The sequence below is a fragment of the Mesorhizobium sp. WSM4809 genome (genome assembly GCF_055811655.1).
The window spans coordinates 206,891-224,857 of the sequence record NZ_JBVVQW010000007.1 but is presented as its reverse complement, the minus strand read 5'-3'; the positions used below and the strand labels follow the sequence as shown (position 1 = coordinate 224,857).

Here is a 17,967-nt window from a genome sequence, read left to right as displayed (position 1 = left end):
GACTCTTGCAATCGGGCGATGCGGGTTTATGGTTAACAAATCATGAATACGCTGACGATCGACATCCGGAAAGCCGACCCGCGCGATGCCAGTGCCATCGCCGAGGTGCATCTGGAGGCCTGGCGCGGCGCCTATTCCGGCATCATTCCGCACCGCACCCTGACATCGATGATCAACCGTCGAGGTGCCGACTGGTGGGCAAATGCGATTCGCCGCGCCGCCACTGTTCTGGTGGTCGAGATCGGCGGAAAGATCGCCGGCTATGCGACGATCGGCAAGAACCGCGCCCGTGAACTCAGGCAGCAAGGCGAAATCTACGAATTATACCTGCGGCCGGAATATCAGGGCATCGGGCTCGGCAGCCGCCTGTTTTCGGCAGCCAAGGCGCGGTTGGCCGATCACGGGCTGAAAGGCATGGTCGTGTGGGCGCTGGAAGACAACCAGAACGCACTCGCCTTCTATGCCGGCGCCGGCGGCCGCGATGTAGCCGAGGGCGTCGAGATCTTCGAGCAGAAGGCGCTCAAGAAGGTTGCTTTCGTCTGGGAATGACAGCCCGGCCTTTCGGCCATTGCCTCTCCCGATTTCAGCCAGCACCATTCGCCGCATTGCACCATGACGCGTCGCCCGCTATCGATCTCCCATCGAGAGAGGGATTTAAGCCATGCGCATTGAAGCCATAGCCAGCGGAAAGAACCCGCCTGAGGACGTCAACGTCATCATCGAGGTGCCGATCGGCGGCGAGCCGATCAAGTATGAGATGGACAAGGAAGCCGGCACGCTGTTCGTCGACCGCTTCCTGCACACCTCGATGCGCTACCCCGGCAATTACGGCTTCGTGCCGCACACGCTGTCGGGCGACGGCGATCCGATCGACGTGCTGGTCTGCAACACGCGCGCCCTGGTGCCGGGCTGCGTCATCAACGTCAGGCCGATCGGCGTGCTGATCATGGAAGACAATGCCGGCCAGGATGAGAAGATCATTGCCGTGCCGTCGCCGAAACTGACGCTTCGCTACGAGAACGTCACCGAATACACCCAGCTGCCCGACATCACGCGCCAGCAGGTGCAGCACTTCTTCGAGCACTACAAGGATCTCGAGCCCGGCAAATGGGTCAAGATCGAAGGCTGGCACGATTCCAAATATGCCAAGAAGATGATCGTCGACGCGATCGAGCGGGCCAAGGCGAGCAAGTAGCCCAACTTCGTCATACCAGGGCGGAGCAGCCGCAAAGCGGCGTCGCGGAGACCCTGGTATCCATGCCGCGACGCCAGGCGACGTGTGCGGCGGAACGGAATTCCGCACCGCCGCGGCGGTGTTGATGTCGCGGCATGGATCCTCGGGTCTGCGCTGCGTCGCTACGCTCCTTGCTCCGCCCGTGGATGACGAAGCTACGGGTGCGATGCCCAATCTCCGCCGTGCTCAGTTATCCACTCGGCCGAAAGCCGGCACATTGCCGATGACGGTGCGCCTGTCCTTGCCGCAGGCGAAGGTGCGTGCCTTGTCGTCGGCAAGCTTGCGCGCCTGATCGTTGGCGGTGGGATTGCCGGTGGCCAGCACGAGGCCGACGGTGCAGCCGTCGCGGGCGCCCATCTGGCCGACCTTGGCGACGAGCAGCACCTCGGTCGGCTTTTTCTCGTCCTCGGGATTGCTGATCGAGCGGCGATGGATGGCTGCATAGGGCACAGCCTTGTCGCCGGTGGTTTCGATGCGCCATTCGATCTTGGCTCCGGACGAATTGAAACCGGAAAAGCTCTCCCAGACCGTCGTCATGTCGCCGCCGGGGGGAAAGCCGTAGAACAGCGATTCACGGGCATCGTCATAGGCTATCAGCACGGGATAGCCGCGATAGCCCGAACAGGCGAGTTCGGCCCAGTCGCCGTCGCCTTCCTCGGCCTGCGCGTAGGTCACGCAATCCTTTTTCGAATCCAGATCGGTGTAGGCGCTGGAAATGCCGTCGGCTTGCGCCGCCTGACCCAGACCGACCAGAACAAGCGGGATCAGAATGGCACGCATGGCGGTCAATCTCCGTTGCAAGCTGCCGCAGCGTAGCGCCAAACGTTATTTCTTCAAGCTCGCTTCAATCAGCAGGTCCGCGTTGCGGGCGACCGCTTGCGCCGGGCCGCCGAGCCCGAACAGCTGGCCGCTGATATAGGCACCCTCGATCAGCAGCAGCAGGCCGTCGCCGAGCGTGTCAGGGTCTTGCGCGCCCATCGCAACCGCCATGGCGCGCAGCCGGCGGCGCAGTTCCTGCTTGTTGGCCTCGCTGACCACACGGGCCGGATGGCTGTGGTCGGGATATTCGACCGCCGCATTGGTCATGCCGCAGCCGCGATAGTCCGCCACTTGCGTGCGCTTGCCGATGCGGGTCAGGAAAGCCTTGATCTGCGCGCGCGGGTCGCCGGGATGAGCGGCGACCGCCTCGTCGAAACGCTCCCAATATTCAAGATCGTACTGCCTGAGATAGGAGGCCGCCAGCTCGTCCTTGGACGGAAAGCTGCGGTAAAGACTGGGCTTGGTGACGCCGGCACGTTTGACGATCTCGTCGACGCCGATCGCCCTGATGCCGCGCCGGTAGAACAGGTCATAGGCCACATCGAGGATCTTCTTGGCGGCCTTCGGCGGAGCGGATGCATGACCCTCGCTGATGGTCAGATCAATATTTCTGTCGGTTGGCATCGTGTGGCTCGATTGACAATGTTACCGATCGGTACGTATACATGTTCCTACCCTGCAACGTACCGGTCAGTAACATGATAGCTCAATCCCGCCCCTTTGGCCAGCGCTACGCTTTCGTCGTGGTCGGCGTGATCTTCCTTAGCCTGCTGGTCGCGGCTGGCCTGCGCTCCGCACCCTCTGTCATGATGCTGCCGCTGGAAAACAGTTTCGGCTGGCGCCGCGACATCATCTCGCTGGCTGCTGGTGTCGGCATTCTGCTTTACGGTCTGACGGGGCCATTTGCCGCAGCCCTGATGGAGCGCATCGGGCTGCGCCGCACGTTGCTGGCCTCGCTGGTGGTGATGTCAGGCTCGACCGCGCTCAGCCTGCTGATGACCAAGCCGTGGCATCTGTTCATCACCTGGGGCGTGTTCTCGGGCATTGGTTCCGGTGCTGTCGCCAGCGTGCTCGGCGCGACCATCGTCAACCGTTGGTTCAAGACCAATCGCGGGCTTGTCATGGGATTGATGTCGGCCTCCAGCGCCTCGGGCATGCTGGTGTTCCTGCCGCTGATCGCCGCGCTGGCGCAGTCGGGCGGCTGGCAGCCGGTTGTCATTGCGGTCGCGATCGCGACCGCTGCCCTGATACCGCTGGTCTGGCTGCTGGTGCCGGAGCGGCCGGCATCGATCGGCATGGTGCGCTACGGCGCCGAGGCTGACGACGTGCCGCCCACTCCGCCTGCGTCACAGGGCAATTTTCTTGCGCATACGTTCTCGACGCTGCGCCGTGCCGCCGGCACGCGGGTGTTCTGGTATCTGTTCGCCACCTTCTTCGTCTGCGGCTTCACCACCAACGGGCTGGTCGGCACGCATCTGATCGCGTTCTGCGGCGACATGGGCATCGGCGAAGTGCAGGCCGCCGGCCTGCTGTCGATGATGGGCATCTTCGACCTGATCGGCACGACGTTGTCGGGCTGGCTCACCGACCGCTACGATCCGCGCAAGCTGCTCGGCGTCTATTACGGCATTCGTGGCCTGTCGCTGATCTATCTGCCCTATTCCGGCTTCTCGGCCACCAGCTTGATCATCTTCGCCGTGCTCTACGGCCTCGACTGGATCGCCACCGTGCCGCCGACGCTGCGGCTCGCCAACGAGGCGTTCGGCGATCGCAGCGGGCCGATCGTGTTCGGCTGGATCGTCGCCGGGCACCAGATCGGTGCGGCCGCTGCCGCCGCCTTTGGCGGCACCATGCGCGAGTTGCAGGGCAATTACGAACTGGCCTTCCTGATCGCCGGCATGACGGCAATCGCCGCCGCCTGTATCTCGCTGCTGATCAACACCAGCAAGCCGGCGTTCGATCCGGAGCCGCAAGCGGCTTAGGCGCGACGCTATCTCCCCCCTCGAGGGGGAGATGGCCGCGAAGCGGCCAGAGGGGGTCGGTCCGACTGGGCTCGGCCTCTTGCGATAGAAGGAGGTTAGCGCTCCACGCGCGGCGACCCCCTCTGCCGCCTCTGGCGACATCTCCCCCTCGAGGGGGGATTACCCTGTTCATTGTTATCAAACCTTCATCATCCCGAGATGCGCCTGAAACATTGACGCTGGATTTTGGTGGCACCGTTCAAGCCATCCAGGAGACAGCCGTGAACAAGCTTTCGATGACCCGCCGCGCTTTCGTCACTTCCGCCGGCGCCGTTGGCCTGGCCGGCGTTTCCGGCCTGGCGCTGCCCTATTATTCGCGCGCCAATCAGCGGCCTTCCTTCACCCATGGCGTCCAGTCCGGCGATGTCGACGCCACCAGCGGCGTGGTGTGGACGCGCACCGACCGACCGTCGCGCGTCATGTTCGAGGTGTCGTCGACGGAAAATTTCGCCAATGCGACACGCCTGGCGCCGCTCGACACGTCGCCGGCCAGCGATTACACGGTCAAGCGGCTGCTCACCGACCTCGCTTCCGACCAGGATATCTTCTACCGCATGACATCGGCCGATCTCGCCGACATCAACGCCGTTTCGGAGCCGATCACCGGCCGTTTCAGGACGGCGCCAGCCTCCAAGCGCGACATCCGCTTTGCCTGGTCCGGCGACACCGCCGGCCAGGGCTGGGGCATCGATGAGACCGGCATGAAGACCTACGCCACGATCGGCAAGCACACGCCTGACTTCTTCCTGCATTCGGGCGACACCATTTATGCCGACGGCGCCATGAAGGACGATGTCGACCTGCCCGGCGGCGGCAAGTGGAAGAACGTCGTGCTGATCGACGGCAAGCGCAAAGTCGCCGAGACGCTGGACGAGTACCGGGACCAGTGGAAATACAACATGATGGACAGGAGCGTGCTCGGCCTGAGCGCCATCTGCCCGACCTTCTACCAGTGGGACGACCATGAAGTGCTGAACAACTGGTCGGATTCCAAGGATCTCAGCGCCGACAGCCGCTACACGGAAAAATCCATCCACGTGCTGGCGGCCCGCGCGGCGCGGGCTTTCCACGAGATGACGACGATCCGCTACGAACCTTCCGAGCCCGGCCGCGTCTATCGCAAGATCGCTTATGGGCCGCTGCTCGACGTGTTCTTCCTCGACATGCGCTCCTATCGCGGCCCCAATGGTCCCGACATGCAGGATGAGATGACGCCGCAGTCGCGCATGCTCGGCGAGCAGCAGACGAAATGGCTGAAGCGCGAACTGGCGAATTCGAAGGCGACCTGGAAAATCATCGCCGCCGACATGCCGCTCGGCCTCGTCGTCTGGGACGACGGCACCAAGAAGGTTGGCGCCGAAGCGGTCAGCAATGGCGACAATGGCTTGCCAAAAGGGCGCGAGCTCGAGATCGCCAACCTGCTGCGCTTCATAAAGAATGCCGGCATCAGCAACACCGTCTGGCTCACCGCAGATGTGCATTACACGGCCGCGCATTATTACAACCCGGACAAGGCGCAGTTCCAGGAGTTCAATCCGTTCTGGGAATTCGTCTCGGGTCCGATCCATGCCGGCACGTTCGGTCCGAACGATTTCGACATGACGTTCGGTCCGGAGCTGAAGTTCATCAAGGCGCCGACCGCCGAACAGGGACAGAACCTGCCGCCCTCGGCCGGGCTGCAATTCTTCGGGCTCGTCGATATTTCAGGCGCCAGCGAGCAGATGACGGTGCGGCTGATGGATCGCGACGACAACGAACTCTACAAGGTGACGCTCGACCCGGTGCGGTCGGCGTAAGCGCGCTTCTCAACCCTCCCCCTTGTGGGGAAGGTCGGCGGCGGCTTCGCAAAGCGAAGCTGGCGAGACGGGGCGGGGGGTGAAGCGCTGACTAGTCCGGGTAGCAGACCATGGGGATATTCGGCCAGACGGCGCTGTCGCAGTTGGCGGCGTCCTGGCGCTGCTTGAAGGCGGCGCTGACCGGGCCGGTCACCATCGGGTCGACGCCGTCTGGTGCGTCGGCGAAAATCTGCTCGGCCGACTGTGCCTCTGACGGCAAGGCAGGCCGTGATTCCTTCATCGTCGCGGCTGACTGTGCGGCGTTGGCCGCCAGCAGGACGGCGAAGGCAACAGACGCGATGAGCGGCCAGAATCGGTTGAGTTTATCGGTCATGACGTTTGAACTGCCCGGGCCCCAAAGGGTTCCCGCCTTGGTTAACAAAATCATCTCACACGCAGATGCTTAAGATTTGATGAGTATTTGGTGACGCTCCTCCTCTTTCGCAACTGCGAAAAACCCTGTATGAGCCGCGCAACCGAAAGAGGCAGCGCCTTTTGGCCTGCTGCCTGCAACGCTTCCGAGACCAGAACATGAAAATCCGTAATATCGCGATCATCGCGCACGTCGACCATGGAAAGACCACCCTGGTCGACCAGCTTTTGAAGCAGTCCGGCTCCTTCCGAGACAATCAGCGCGTCGCCGAGCGCGCCATGGATTCCAACGACCTCGAAAAGGAACGCGGCATCACCATCCTGGCCAAGGCGACTTCGGTCGACTGGAAGGATACCCGCATCAACATCGTCGACACCCCCGGCCACGCCGATTTCGGTGGCGAGGTCGAACGCATCCTGTCGATGGTGGACTCAGCCATCGTGCTGGTCGACGCAGCCGAAGGGCCGATGCCGCAAACCAAGTTCGTCGTCGGCAAGGCGCTCAAGGTCGGCCTGAAGCCGATCGTCGTCATCAACAAGATCGACCGTCCGGACGCCCGTCACGTCGAGGTGGTCAACGAGGTGTTCGACCTTTTCGCGGCGCTCGACGCCACCGACGAGCAGCTCGACTTCCCGATTCTGTACGGTTCAGGCCGCGATGGCTGGGTTTCGGAAAATCCGGAAGGACCCAAGGACCAGCAACTGGGGCCGCTGTTCGACCTCGTCATCAAGCATGTGCCGGAGCCGACCGTTCATCCCGGCCCGTTCCGCATGATCGGCACCATCCTGGAAGCCAATCCGTTCCTCGGCCGCATCATCACCGGCCGTATCGAGAGCGGCACGCTGAAGGCCAACCAGCCGGTCAAGGTGCTGCACCATGACGGCACCCAGATCGAAACCGGCCGTATTTCGAAGATCCTGGCCTTCCGCGGCCTTGAGCGCCAGCCGATCGAAGAAGCGCAGGCGGGCGACATCGTCGCCATTGCCGGCCTGTCGAAGGGCACCGTCGCCGACACGTTCTGCGACCCGAGCGTGAGCGAACCGCTGCATGCGCAGCCGATCGATCCGCCGACCGTGACGATGTCGTTCCTGGTCAATGACAGTCCGCTGGCCGGCACCGAAGGGGACAAGGTGACCAGCCGCGTCATCCGCGACCGCCTGCTGCGCGAAGCCGAAGGCAATGTCGCGCTGAAGATCGAGGAATCGCCCGACAAGGATTCGTTCTTCGTCTCCGGCCGCGGCGAATTGCAGCTGGCCGTGCTGATCGAGACGATGCGCCGCGAAGGCTTTGAAATCGCCGTGTCGCGTCCGCGCGTCGTCATGCAGAAGGGCGAGAACGGCGAATTGCTGGAGCCGGTCGAAGAAGTCGTCATCGACGTCGATGAGGAGCATGCCGGCGTCGTCGTGCAGAAGATGTCCGAGCGCAAGGCCGAGATGGTCGAACTGCGCCCGTCCGGCGGCAATCGCCAGCGCATCGTCTTCCACGCGCCGACCCGTGGCCTGATCGGCTACCAGTCGGAGCTTTTGACCGACACGCGCGGCACCGCCGTGATGAACCGGCTCTTCCACGCCTATGAGCCCTACAAGGGTGAGCTGCCGGGCCGCACCAATGGCGTGCTGATTTCCAACGAACAGGGCGAATCGGTCGCCTACGCCATGTGGAACCTGGAAGATCGCGGCCCGATGGTCATCGATCCGGGCGTCAAGGTATATCAGGGCATGATCATCGGCATTCATAGCCGCGACAATGATCTTGAAGTGAACGTGCTCAAGGGCAAGAAGCTGACCAACATCCGTGCCGCCGGCAAGGACGAGGCGGTCAAGCTGACGCCGCCGATCCGCATGACGCTGGAACGCGCGCTGGCCTGGATTCAGGACGATGAACTGGTCGAAGTGACGCCGAAGACCATTCGGCTGCGCAAGCTCTATCTCGATCCGAACGAGCGCAAGCGGTTCGAGAAGTCGTCCAAGGTGGTCGGCGCGGCGTAAGCTCCCTATTTCCCAACAATCGAGAGGGGCGGAGCAACCAGTGTTCCGCCCCTTTTTCGTTCATCCACCGGCAGCCGAGATGATGGCCTGCCGATCGGCCTCGCCGGCCAGATCGATGCGGACCGCGATTCCCGCGCGGGCCGGCTTGCGCAGGGCCTTTGCGCCATCCGGGTCAATGATGAGCAGCCGCGTCTCCTCCAGCGCCTGAAGCCGTGATCGCGAGATGCCGAGTTCGCCGGCGAGCAGCCGGTCGAGTCGCAGCGATATCGGCATTTCCAGTCCAAGCTCGATTTCCAACACGGTCGCGGCTTCCCCGGTGTCGCCGAGCCTGCGCTTGTGAACGCTGACATCGGAGAACTCCTCGACGCGCCCGATCCGGTTGCGCAACGCGATTACATCGAAGGCATGACGGTGAGCGAGTGCAGGATCGTTGCTTTCGAGCGCCGCCAGCAGCGCCGGGTCGATGTCGCGGCGGTTGCAGCGCTCGAAAATGCCGAAATTCCAGGAGTTGTCGCAGTCGATGCAGCGATAGATCAGCCACACGTCGATGCGTTTGCCATTGGCGTTGACGCGGAATTTCCCGCTGCTGCAATAGGCCTTCACAGTGCCGCAACGATTGCAGCTGATGAGCGGCCGAGGTGGGGTTTGGGGTGCGATCGTCCAATGGATACGCTGAAGTCCAGACATGCCGATAAGCCCTTCCCGTCGGGAAGTTCATCAGGCCGGCGATGTCGAGATGCCCATGCGGGCGCGGCGTGGCGGTCGCTTGCTATGATCGGAAATCGGATGTCACGGGCGGCAGCGCGCAACAACGGTTCAGCAGTGCCAAACCGGTCTCGAACCGCCGCCCAGAAGAACACATGAAAATGAAAACAGACACCGCGAATGCGGTGTCATGCAGTGTGTCGGGGGAGTTGACGAGACCGGCGGTTACGTAGGCAAAGTGACGCTCAAAATTGTTTCGCGGCGGCCTTTCTAGCCGCGAGATGCTGGACCGACAAGGGTCTTTTGTCGGTGCTACCGCAGCCGAGCCACTTGCGCTAATATCCGAAATCGAAGGTTTTCAACCAGAGACCCCGGTTATGCACCCCACCTCGCTCCTGATTTTCGCCGCCGCTTTGTTCGTTGCCGCCGGTTCGCCCGGCCCCTCGATCGCGGCGCTTGTCGCGCGCGTCATCTCGAAAGGGTTTCGCGACGTGTTTCCGTTCCTGCTCGCCATGTGGATCGGCGAGGGCATCTGGCTGTCGCTGGCGGTGTTCGGCCTGGCTGTCGTGGCGCAGACCTTCCATTTCGCCTTCGTCGTGGTGAAATGGGTCGGCGTCGCCTATCTCGCTTACCTCGCCTGGAAAATGTGGACCGCGCCTGTCGATGCAAAAGAGGGCGAGATGCCGCGCGAGGATTCTCCGGCAAAGCTGTTCTTCGCCGGCATGGCGGTGACGCTTGGCAATCCCAAGATCATGATGTTCTACTTGGCGCTGCTGCCGACCATCATCGACCTCGCTTCGGTCAGCATCGTCGGCTGGGTCGAGCTGACGGCGACCATGGCCGTGGTGCTGGTCGCCATCGATCTCGGCTGGGTGCTCGCCGCATCACAGGCGCGCAAGCTTTTGAAGAGCAAACGCGCCATGAAGATCGCCAACCGCGTCAGCGCGACGACCATGGCCGGCGCGGCGGCGGCGATCGCTGCTCGCTGATCTTCCCCTCGCCCCGTTTACGGGGAGAAGGTGGCCCGAAGGGTCGGGTGAGGGGCAGCGCAAAGTTGGCCTCGATTCACGGATGTTGGTGCCGCCCCTCATCTGCCTGCCGGCATCTTCTCCCGTAAACGGGTAGAAGAAAGCAAATTCACCGTGCCATGGCGTGGTATTCGTCGTTCGGGCGCATGTCGATTGCCGCGGCCACCCGGTTCGACATGTTGAAGAAGGCAGCGGTCGAGGCGATGTCCCAGATGTCGCGGTCGGTGAAGCCGGCCTGACGCAGCGTGGCCCGGTCTGCCTCGACGATCTTGGCCGGCTCTTGCGTCAGCTTGACGGCGAATTCGAGCATTGCGGTCTGCCTGGGCGAAAGATCGGCGGCGCGGAAATTCATCGCCATCATTTCGCCGAGCGGCGGGTCGCCGGAGAGCTGGCGCACCGCCGCGCCGTGCGCGGTCAGGCAATAGTAGCAATGATTGATCGACGAGACGGCGACCGCGATCATCTCGCGTTCCAGCTTCGACAGGCCGGACTCACCCAGCATCAAATCGTTGTACATGTCGGTGAAGGCGCGCAGCTTCCTGTCGTCGAAGGCATAGGCCCTGAGCACGTTGGGGACGAGGCCGAGCTTCTCCTCGCATTTGGCGAAATAGGTTTTTGTCGCCTCGCTCAGCTCTCCCTGGCCAAGATCAAGCGCGCTGATTTTGCCGGTCATGGGTCATTTCTCCTCGTTGCGCGGCATCTTGTCGCCAAATTCCGATAATTCTTGGCAAGCCGTCAAACCTTTGTCGCCAAACAGCGGTCATCTGCTACCATAATCGTAAAAGCATTCGACGGGAGGGACGTGCGTCATGGCCAGCGTGAAATCCGCGAGCAAGCCGAAGAAAAAAGCCACGGCAGCGATTAAAGCGGAGGAAAGGCCAGCCAGGCTTGCAGACTATCTGCTCGCCCGCGCGCCAGCTGAAGACATTGCTCCCTACGATGTGGCCGACCTGGAGCGGGCCGCCGATCTCGCCGGCCAGGCAGTCGCCACTCACAGGAAAGGCGAGTGCGTCGTCGCCGTCGCTGCCGATTCGGGCGTTGTGCGAGACGGCCGCCCGATGACGGTTGTCACGGTCGTCAACGACAACATGCCGTTCCTGTTCGATTCCATCCTCGGCGAGATCACCGAGACATCGGGCGAACCGACCCTGGTCACCCATCCGGTTATCGTGGTGCGCCACGGCAAGGGCGGCGTGGAAGAAATCCTCGGCGACGGCAATTTCGCCAAGGACGATGGCAGCCACGACCGGCTTAGCGTCATCCATGTCCACATCCCGCGGCTGACATCCGAGCAGGCGAGCGGATTGAGCGAGCGGCTGCGCAAGATCCTTGGCCAGGTTCATGCCGCCGTTCACGATTGGAGGCCGATGCTGGCCCGCCTCGATCAGGCGATCTCGGAATTCCGCTATACGGCCGTGCCGCTCGACAAGAAGAGCGTTGCCGAGGCCCTCGCCTTCCTGGAGTGGCTGCGCGACGACAATTTCACCTTCCTTGGCATGCGCGAGTTCAAATACACCGGCGGCGAGGAAAGCGGCACGCTGGAGCGCGCTGAAAAGCCCGGCCTCGGCATCCTGTCCGACCCCGACGTGCTGGTGCTCAGGCGCGGCACCGAAGCGGTAACGACGACGCCGGAAATCCGCGCCTTCCTGCACGGGCCGGAGCCGCTGATCGTCACCAAGGCCAATGCCAAGTCTTCCGTGCACCGCCGCATCTATCTCGACTATATCGGCGTCAAGACCTACACCGCCAAGGGCACGCTCGCGGGCGAATTGCGCATCGTCGGCCTGTTCACCTCGACCGCCTACACGCGCTCGGTGATGAAGATCCCGTATCTCAGGTCCAAGGCCGAAACCATCATCGCCAAGTCCGGCTTCGACCGGCACGATCACTCCGGCAAGGCGCTGATCAACGTGCTGGAAAGCTATCCGCGCGACGAATTGTTCCAGGTGCCGGTGCCGATCCTGAGGAAGCACGCCGCTGCCATTCTGGGCCTGGTCGAGCGGCCACGCGTGCGGGCGCTGGTGCGCGCCGACCAGTTCGACCGGTTCGTCTCGATCCTCGTCTTCGTGCCGCGCGACCGTTACGACAGCGTCGTGCGCGAGAAGATCGGCTCGTATCTGAAGACCGTATTCGAAGGCCGGCTGTCGGCCTACTACCCGGCCTTTCCCGAGGGCGGGCTGGCGCGCGTGCACTTCATCATCGGCCGCTCCGGCGGCAAGACGCCGAAGGTCGAGCAAGCGACGATAGAGGCGGCGATCCGCGACATCGTGCGTACCTGGGAGGACGCCCTTTCCGATGCGGCCGAGGCCAGTGGCGGCGACCAGGCTTTGAAGGCGATTGCCGCGCGGCTGCCGGAAAGCTACCGCGATTCGTTCAGCGCGGCGGTGGCGCTGGCCGATGCCAGGCGCATTGCCAAGATCAGCGCCGGCAATCCGATCGCCATCGATTATTATCGTCATGCCGAGCAGAAACCGCATCAGGCGGCGCTGAAAATCTATCACCATGGCAGCCCGGTGGCGCTGTCGCGGCGGGTGCCGGTGCTGGAAAACATTGGCTTCCGCGTCATCAGCGAGCGCACCTTCGAGGTCGGCGACGAACAATCCGGCCTGGTCTTCATCCATGACATGGAGTTGGAGAACAGCTACGGCAAGCCGATCGACCTGACTGATGGCGGCGCGCTGTTCGAGGACGCTTTCCTCTCTGTCTGGCGAGGCGATGTCGACAATGACGGCTATAACGGCCTTGCCCAGACCGCCGGCTTGTGGTCAGGCGAGATCACGATCCTGCGCGCCTATGGCCGCTATCTGCAGCAGGTCGGCATCCCGCAAAGCCAGGATTTCATCGCCGCCGCGCTCAATCGCTATCCCGACATAGCGCGGGGCCTGCATGCGCTGTTCATCGCCCGGCTTGGCCCGACAGCCGAGACCGAAGGCGTGGTGGCCGCAAAGCACCTCAAGGCCAAGATCAAGGACGCGCTGGAGGATGTGTCGAACATCGATGACGACACCATCATCCGGCGCTATCTCAATCTGATCGAAGCCTCGCTGCGCACCAATCATTTCGTTGCCGATACGAAAGAGAAAGGCCAGTCGCTGGCGATCAAACTCGATTCGCACGCGGTCGAGGGCTTGCCGGCGCCGCGGCCGTGGCGGGAGATCTTCGTCTACGGTTCCGAGGTCGAAGGCCTGCATCTGCGCTTCGGTCCGGTGGCGCGCGGCGGCCTGCGCTGGTCCGACCGCGCCCAGGACTACCGCACCGAGGTGCTCGGCCTGGTCAAGGCACAGCAGGTCAAGAATGCCGTCATCGTGCCGGTTGGCGCCAAGGGCGGCTTCTATCCGAAGAAGCTGCCGATGAGCGCCGGTCGCGACGCGATCTTCGAGGCCGGCACCTCGGCCTACAAGAATTTCGTCTCCAGCCTGCTGTCGATCACCGACAATATCGGTCTCGACGGTGTCATCCCGCCGGCCGGCGTCATCAGACGCGACCCGGACGATCCGTATTTCGTCGTTGCCGCCGACAAGGGTACGGCGACCTTTTCCGACACCGCCAACGCGATCTCGGAGAAGCACGGCTTCTGGCTCGACGACGCCTTCGCCAGCGGCGGCTCGGCCGGCTACGACCACAAAAAGATGGGCATCACCGCCAAGGGCGCCTGGGAAGCGGTCAAGCGGCATTTCCGCGAGATCAACCGCGATATCCAGACCTCGTCCTTCAGCGTCGTCGGGGTTGGCGACATGTCGGGCGACGTGTTCGGCAACGGCATGCTTTTGTCGCCGAAAACCCGGCTGATCGCCGCCTTCGACCATCGCGACATCTTTATCGACCCCGATCCCGACATGGCAGCCTCGATGGCCGAGCGCGAGCGCATGTTCGCGCTGCCGCGTTCGAGCTGGCAGGACTACGACAAGACGAAACTGTCGGAAGGCGGCATCATCGTCTCGCGCAACCAGAAATCGATCACCTTGCCGGCGGCGGCGGCGGCGGCGATCGGCCTGGCCAAGACCACCGCCACGCCGGTCGAGATCATGACCGCCATCCTCAAGGCCCCGGTCGATCTCCTGTGGTTCGGCGGCATCGGCACCTATTTGCGGGCATCGACCGAAACCAACGCCGAAGTCGGCGATCGCGCCAACGATGCCATTCGCATCACCGCGCTCGATGTCCGGGCGAAAGTGATCGGCGAGGGCGCCAATCTCGGCGTCACGCAGCGGGCGCGCATCGAGTTCGGCCTGAATGGTGGCCGCTGCAATTCCGACGCCATCGACAATTCGGGCGGCGTCAACTGTTCCGACGTCGAGGTCAACATCAAGATCGCGCTGGCATCCGCCATGCGCAAGGGGTCGTTGACGCGCCCGGCACGCAACAAGCTGCTCGCCGAGATGACCGACGAGGTCGGCTCGCTGGTGCTGTCGAACAACTACCAGCAGACGCTGGCGCTTTCGATCGCCCGCAAGCGCGGCCTCGCCGACATCGCGCATCAGAGCCGCTTCATGACGGCGCTGGAAGCGCGTGGCCTGCTCGACCGCGCGGTGGAGACGCTGCCGTCGCCGGCAGCGCTCGCCGAGCGCGAAGCGCGTGGCGAACCGCTGACGAGAGCCGAACTCGGCGTGCTGCTCGCCTATGCCAAGATCGTGCTGTTTTCCGACATCGTCGCCAGCGACGTGCCTGATGACGCGCATTTCGATCGCGACCTGATGGGCTATTTTCCCGACCGGATGGCGAAGAAATACGCCACTGAGATCCATGGCCACCGGCTGCGCCGCGAGATCATCACGCGGGTCGTCGCCAACGACCTGGTCAATCGCGGCGGCCCGTCCTTCGTCAACCGGCTGCAGGAAGCCACGGGGCGCACCGCCGCCGACGTGGTGCGGACCTTCGCCTTGGTGCGCGACGGTTTTGCCTTGCCGGCGCTCTATCGCGAGATCGACGCGCTCGACAACCAGATCGACGGCCAGGTGCAGCTCGATCTCTATCAGATGGTCAGCCGCCTGATCTACGTGACCAGCGGCTGGTACCTCAAGAACGATGCCGGCACGGCACCCCTCGGCCAGCGCATCGCCGAGCTGCAGGAAGCACGCAAGGCGCTGGAACCGAAGCTCGTTGCGCTGCTGCCGGCTTTCTCGCGCGAGCGCATCGAGGAGAAGCGGCACGGGCTGTTCAAGAGCGGCGCGCCGGAAGGGCTGGCCGGGCAACTGGCGCTGAGCGAGGTGGCGGAACTTATCCCCGACATCGCGCTGACGGCGCGCACCGCCGGCGCCGATATCGTCGCCGCGGCCAAGGCGTTCTTCGCCGTCAGCGATGCCTTCCGCATCCCGCGTGTCGAGGACGCCGCACGCTCGATCACGCCTTCGGACTACTATGATCAGCTGGCACTGTCGCGCGCCACCGACACGATCGGCGCGGCACGGCGCGGCATCGCGGTGGCGGCACTCACCGGCCACGCCGGGACGGCGGACCCGGTGGCGGCCTGGCTGGACGCCGGCGGCGAGCGGGTGGCGCGCATCCGCGAGCGGCTGCAGGCGCTGACCGAGGGCGGCGACATCACCGTGTCGCGGCTGTCGGTGGCGTCGGGGCTGATGAGCGATCTGACGGGGATGTGAACCGCCGACGATCACCACACGCATCACCGGATGCGTGTGGCTCTTTTCGAATGCCATCCGCCTCGAAACCGGCGTTCAAAAAGCTCACCAGGAATGTTTGAGCGTGCCGACGATCTTCAGCCGGTCGCCGTAAAATTCGGTTCCGTAATAGCTGGTTGTCAAATACTTCCGGTCGAACAGGTTCGTTGCGTTCAGGGCCAACGTCACGTCCTTGGTCATCTTGTAGCTGATCGCCGCATCCACCAGTGCGTAGCCGCCAATCGAAGTCGTGTTCGCGTCATCCCCGTAGGTTTGTCCGATATAGCGCACGCCTCCGCCGATGGTCAGGTCGCCACGCCGTCCCTCCTCGGGTAGCGTATAATCAACCCAGGCCGAAGCCAGGTGGCGAGGGACACGCTGCGGCCGATTGCCGGCATTTCCTCCAATACCGTCTTCCAGGATCTCGGCATCCCAGTAGGAATAGGCAAGTGTCAGGTTCAGGTTTTCCGCAATGGCGGCCTTGCCCTCGAGTTCGATGCCGCGGACGCCAACCTTGCCGATCTGCTGCTGGACAACAGGCGTGACATAGGTCGGAACATTGGTTTGGGTAAGGTCGAAGACCGCGGCCGTGAACAGGCCGTCGAAGCCGTCGGGCTTGTACTTGATACCTGCCTCATACTGCCTGCCCTCTTGAGGCTTCAGCGAACCCGAGACCGCATATCCGTTGCCGCTTGGCGCCACGAGCGGCTGGAAGCTTTCCGAATAGTTGGCGTAGACCGCGAGGTTCGGAGTGAATTTGTAGGTCAGGCCGGCACGCTTGGTGAAGGCGGATGCCGTGTCGTCGTCCTGCGTTCCCGAGTCGAGATAGTCCGCCGTCGTATGCACGCGGTCCCAGCGCCCACCCAGGGTGACGATCCAGCGGTCGTCAAACGTCAATTGCTCCTGGGCATAGACACCGACTGCCTGTTGCTTGACCCGCCAGTTCACGTAGGGGCCGAGATTGATGCAGGACAGACCGCAATAGGCCGGATTGTCGATGCCGATGGGACCGGCGGTGCCGAAGAGAATGTTTTCACGGGTGTTGTCGTTGGCGTAGTCGACGCCGACAAGCGTCTTGCTGTCGATCCCGCCCCAGCCCGTATCGTATTGCAACTGATTGTCGAAGGCATAGCGGTTGGACAGGCCATCGACGGAAAATGCCGTGCGGTCCGCCGTGGGGTCAAGCGACGCGCCGTAGACCTCGGCGTAGTCGAGGCTCAAATGCGTGTAGCGGGCATTGGAGCGCAAGGTGAGGTTCTCGTTGAACTCGTGCTCGAACTGGTAGCCGATATCGACCTGCTCCGTGTTGAAGCGGTTGAAATCCGGCTCGCCCAGGAATGTGCCGATGTCGATATTGCCGCCAGCCGGGGTGCCGCGTGCGCCTGTGCCATCTCGCTTGTAATAGTCAGTCAGGATGGTGAGCGACGTTCCTTCCTCGGGCTTGATGGTCAACGCGGGCGCGATGTAAAGCCGATCGTCGTTGGAATAATCCCATCCTTGATCGCCATCCTTGGCCAGCCCTGTGAGCCGATAGGTCCACACGCCATCGGGGTCGATTGGCCGCCAAAATCAACGCCAACCTCCTTGGTACCGTCGCCATAGGACGTGTAAATCTCCCCCTGCTTCTGGTCCAGCGGCCGCTTGGTGATGGCATTGACCAGTCCGCCAGGACCGTTGAGACCAAAAAGCGTCGATGTCGATCCCTTCAGGACCTCCACGCGCTGAAGTCCGTAAGGTTCGAGACGGCTGGCCGTGAACCAGGCGGGGATGCGCGCCGTGAGACCATCGCGATAGGTACCGAGCGATGTCTGGTCGAAACCGCGGATGCGAATATAGTCGTATCGGTCATCGTTGCCGAACTCGTCGGTGAGGACGCTGGATGTATAGGCCACGGCCTGCTGCAGGCTTTCGACATGGCGCGCCTCCAGTTCCTTCTGGGTTACCACTGAAACCGAGGCGGGAACGTCGACGATCGGCGTATCGGTCTTGGTGGCGGTCGCCGTATCCTTGGCGACGATCGTTTGATCGGGCCCGACAACGCGGTCCGACTTGCCGGTGACGACGATGGTTTCCAGTTGAGTTGCATCGTCCGGCGAAACCTCCTGGGCCCGGCCGGCCCCCACCGCTCCAAAAGATGCCGCTATCAAGGCACTGCTCGCAAACAATCGCCTTGCCTGAGTGCGCGACAATGCCTGTCGACCAATCGTCATCTCTTATTCCCTGTCAGACCATATCGAGCCGTTCGACCGGCGACTTTCCGGCCCTGCGCGAGCGCAATTAGTCAAACCGGACAAAAAGAGTCAACTTAATAATCAAGAAATTCGCGCCGGCGGCAATCGCTGCGAA

The 17,967-nt window shown here is 63.0% G+C and carries 12 protein-coding genes and 1 pseudogene; 7 read left to right on the top strand and 6 right to left on the bottom strand.

Annotated features, from left to right (window positions below; translation table 11 throughout):
- The first annotated feature begins 42 nt into the window (after positions 1-42).
- Positions 43-549 (top strand): GNAT family N-acetyltransferase, encoded by a 507-nt coding sequence (locus AC0L24_RS19955; protein ID WP_013528996.1) that lies wholly within the window; start codon positions 43-45, stop codon positions 547-549.
- A 112-nt stretch (positions 550-661) separates the two neighbouring features.
- Positions 662-1,195 (top strand): inorganic diphosphatase, encoded by a 534-nt coding sequence (gene ppa, locus AC0L24_RS19950; RefSeq protein WP_013528997.1) that lies wholly within the window; start codon positions 662-664, stop codon positions 1,193-1,195.
- A 225-nt stretch (positions 1,196-1,420) separates the two neighbouring features.
- Here ppa and AC0L24_RS19945 read toward each other — a convergent pair whose 3' ends face one another.
- On the bottom strand, positions 1,421-2,014 hold the full coding sequence (locus AC0L24_RS19945; protein WP_127808781.1) for a hypothetical protein: 594 nt from the start codon (positions 2,012-2,014) through the stop codon (positions 1,421-1,423).
- 45 nt (positions 2,015-2,059) lie between these two features.
- Complete coding sequence (locus AC0L24_RS19940; RefSeq protein WP_473564086.1) at positions 2,060-2,677, bottom strand: TetR/AcrR family transcriptional regulator; 618 nt, start codon at positions 2,675-2,677, stop codon at positions 2,060-2,062.
- A 74-nt stretch (positions 2,678-2,751) separates the two neighbouring features.
- Between AC0L24_RS19940 and AC0L24_RS19935 the strand changes: the two genes are divergently transcribed.
- Together AC0L24_RS19935 and AC0L24_RS19930 are read left to right on the top strand one after the other, a co-directional pair.
- Positions 2,752-4,035, top strand: a complete 1,284-nt coding sequence (locus AC0L24_RS19935; protein ID WP_127267938.1) for an MFS transporter — start codon at positions 2,752-2,754, stop codon at positions 4,033-4,035.
- 275 nt (positions 4,036-4,310) lie between these two features.
- Positions 4,311-5,870, top strand: coding sequence for an alkaline phosphatase D family protein (locus AC0L24_RS19930; protein ID WP_473564103.1), 1,560 nt, complete (start codon positions 4,311-4,313; stop codon positions 5,868-5,870).
- 91 nt (positions 5,871-5,961) lie between these two features.
- Here AC0L24_RS19930 and AC0L24_RS19925 read toward each other — a convergent pair whose 3' ends face one another.
- Entirely contained in the window at positions 5,962-6,243 is a 282-nt protein-coding gene (locus AC0L24_RS19925; protein ID WP_245466367.1) for a hypothetical protein, read from the bottom strand.
- 197 nt (positions 6,244-6,440) lie between these two features.
- Between AC0L24_RS19925 and typA the strand changes: the two genes are divergently transcribed.
- The gene (gene typA / locus AC0L24_RS19920) at positions 6,441-8,270 is read left to right on the top strand and encodes a translational GTPase TypA (RefSeq protein WP_023811726.1); all 1,830 of its coding nucleotides are present in this window, start codon (positions 6,441-6,443) and stop codon (positions 8,268-8,270) included.
- 60 nt (positions 8,271-8,330) lie between these two features.
- On the opposite strand, the gene AC0L24_RS19915 is transcribed toward typA, so the two are convergent.
- On the bottom strand, positions 8,331-8,957 hold the full coding sequence (locus AC0L24_RS19915; RefSeq protein WP_473564085.1) for a DUF1062 domain-containing protein: 627 nt from the start codon (positions 8,955-8,957) through the stop codon (positions 8,331-8,333).
- A 395-nt stretch (positions 8,958-9,352) separates the two neighbouring features.
- Between AC0L24_RS19915 and AC0L24_RS19910 the strand changes: the two genes are divergently transcribed.
- The gene (locus AC0L24_RS19910; RefSeq protein WP_127382018.1) at positions 9,353-9,964 is read left to right on the top strand and encodes a LysE family translocator; all 612 of its coding nucleotides are present in this window, start codon (positions 9,353-9,355) and stop codon (positions 9,962-9,964) included.
- Between the two features lie 148 nt (positions 9,965-10,112).
- Here AC0L24_RS19910 and AC0L24_RS19905 read toward each other — a convergent pair whose 3' ends face one another.
- Positions 10,113-10,676, bottom strand: a complete 564-nt coding sequence (locus AC0L24_RS19905) for a peroxidase-related enzyme (protein ID WP_292662408.1) — start codon at positions 10,674-10,676, stop codon at positions 10,113-10,115.
- Positions 10,677-10,812: 136 nt separating this feature from the next.
- On the opposite strand from AC0L24_RS19905, the gene AC0L24_RS19900 reads away from it, so the two are divergent.
- On the top strand, positions 10,813-15,603 hold the full coding sequence (locus AC0L24_RS19900) for an NAD-glutamate dehydrogenase (protein WP_473564084.1): 4,791 nt from the start codon (positions 10,813-10,815) through the stop codon (positions 15,601-15,603).
- An 84-nt stretch (positions 15,604-15,687) separates the two neighbouring features.
- On the opposite strand, the pseudogene AC0L24_RS19895 reads toward AC0L24_RS19900, so the two are convergent.
- Positions 15,688-17,831: pseudogene (locus AC0L24_RS19895) on the bottom strand (TonB-dependent siderophore receptor).
- Between the last annotated feature and the right edge of the window lie 136 nt (positions 17,832-17,967).

Bases quoted from the DNA above. Each gene is read 5' to 3' on its own strand.
- AC0L24_RS19955 (WP_013528996.1), top strand. From the start codon at position 43: ATGAATACGCTGACGATCGACATCCGGAAAGCCGACCCGCGCGATGCC.
- ppa (WP_013528997.1), top strand. From the start codon at position 662: ATGCGCATTGAAGCCATAGCCAGCGGAAAGAACCCGCCTGAGGACGTC.
- AC0L24_RS19945 (WP_127808781.1), bottom strand. From the start codon at position 2,014: ATGCGTGCCATTCTGATCCCGCTTGTTCTGGTCGGTCTGGGTCAGGCG.
- AC0L24_RS19940 (WP_473564086.1), bottom strand. From the start codon at position 2,677: ATGCCAACCGACAGAAATATTGATCTGACCATCAGCGAGGGTCATGCA.
- AC0L24_RS19935 (WP_127267938.1), top strand. From the start codon at position 2,752: ATGATAGCTCAATCCCGCCCCTTTGGCCAGCGCTACGCTTTCGTCGTG.
- AC0L24_RS19930 (WP_473564103.1), top strand. From the start codon at position 4,311: ATGACCCGCCGCGCTTTCGTCACTTCCGCCGGCGCCGTTGGCCTGGCC.
- AC0L24_RS19925 (WP_245466367.1), bottom strand. From the start codon at position 6,243: ATGACCGATAAACTCAACCGATTCTGGCCGCTCATCGCGTCTGTTGCC.
- typA (WP_023811726.1), top strand. From the start codon at position 6,441: ATGAAAATCCGTAATATCGCGATCATCGCGCACGTCGACCATGGAAAG.
- AC0L24_RS19915 (WP_473564085.1), bottom strand. From the start codon at position 8,957: ATGTCTGGACTTCAGCGTATCCATTGGACGATCGCACCCCAAACCCCA.
- AC0L24_RS19910 (WP_127382018.1), top strand. From the start codon at position 9,353: ATGCACCCCACCTCGCTCCTGATTTTCGCCGCCGCTTTGTTCGTTGCC.
- AC0L24_RS19905 (WP_292662408.1), bottom strand. From the start codon at position 10,676: ATGACCGGCAAAATCAGCGCGCTTGATCTTGGCCAGGGAGAGCTGAGC.
- AC0L24_RS19900 (WP_473564084.1), top strand. From the start codon at position 10,813: ATGGCCAGCGTGAAATCCGCGAGCAAGCCGAAGAAAAAAGCCACGGCA.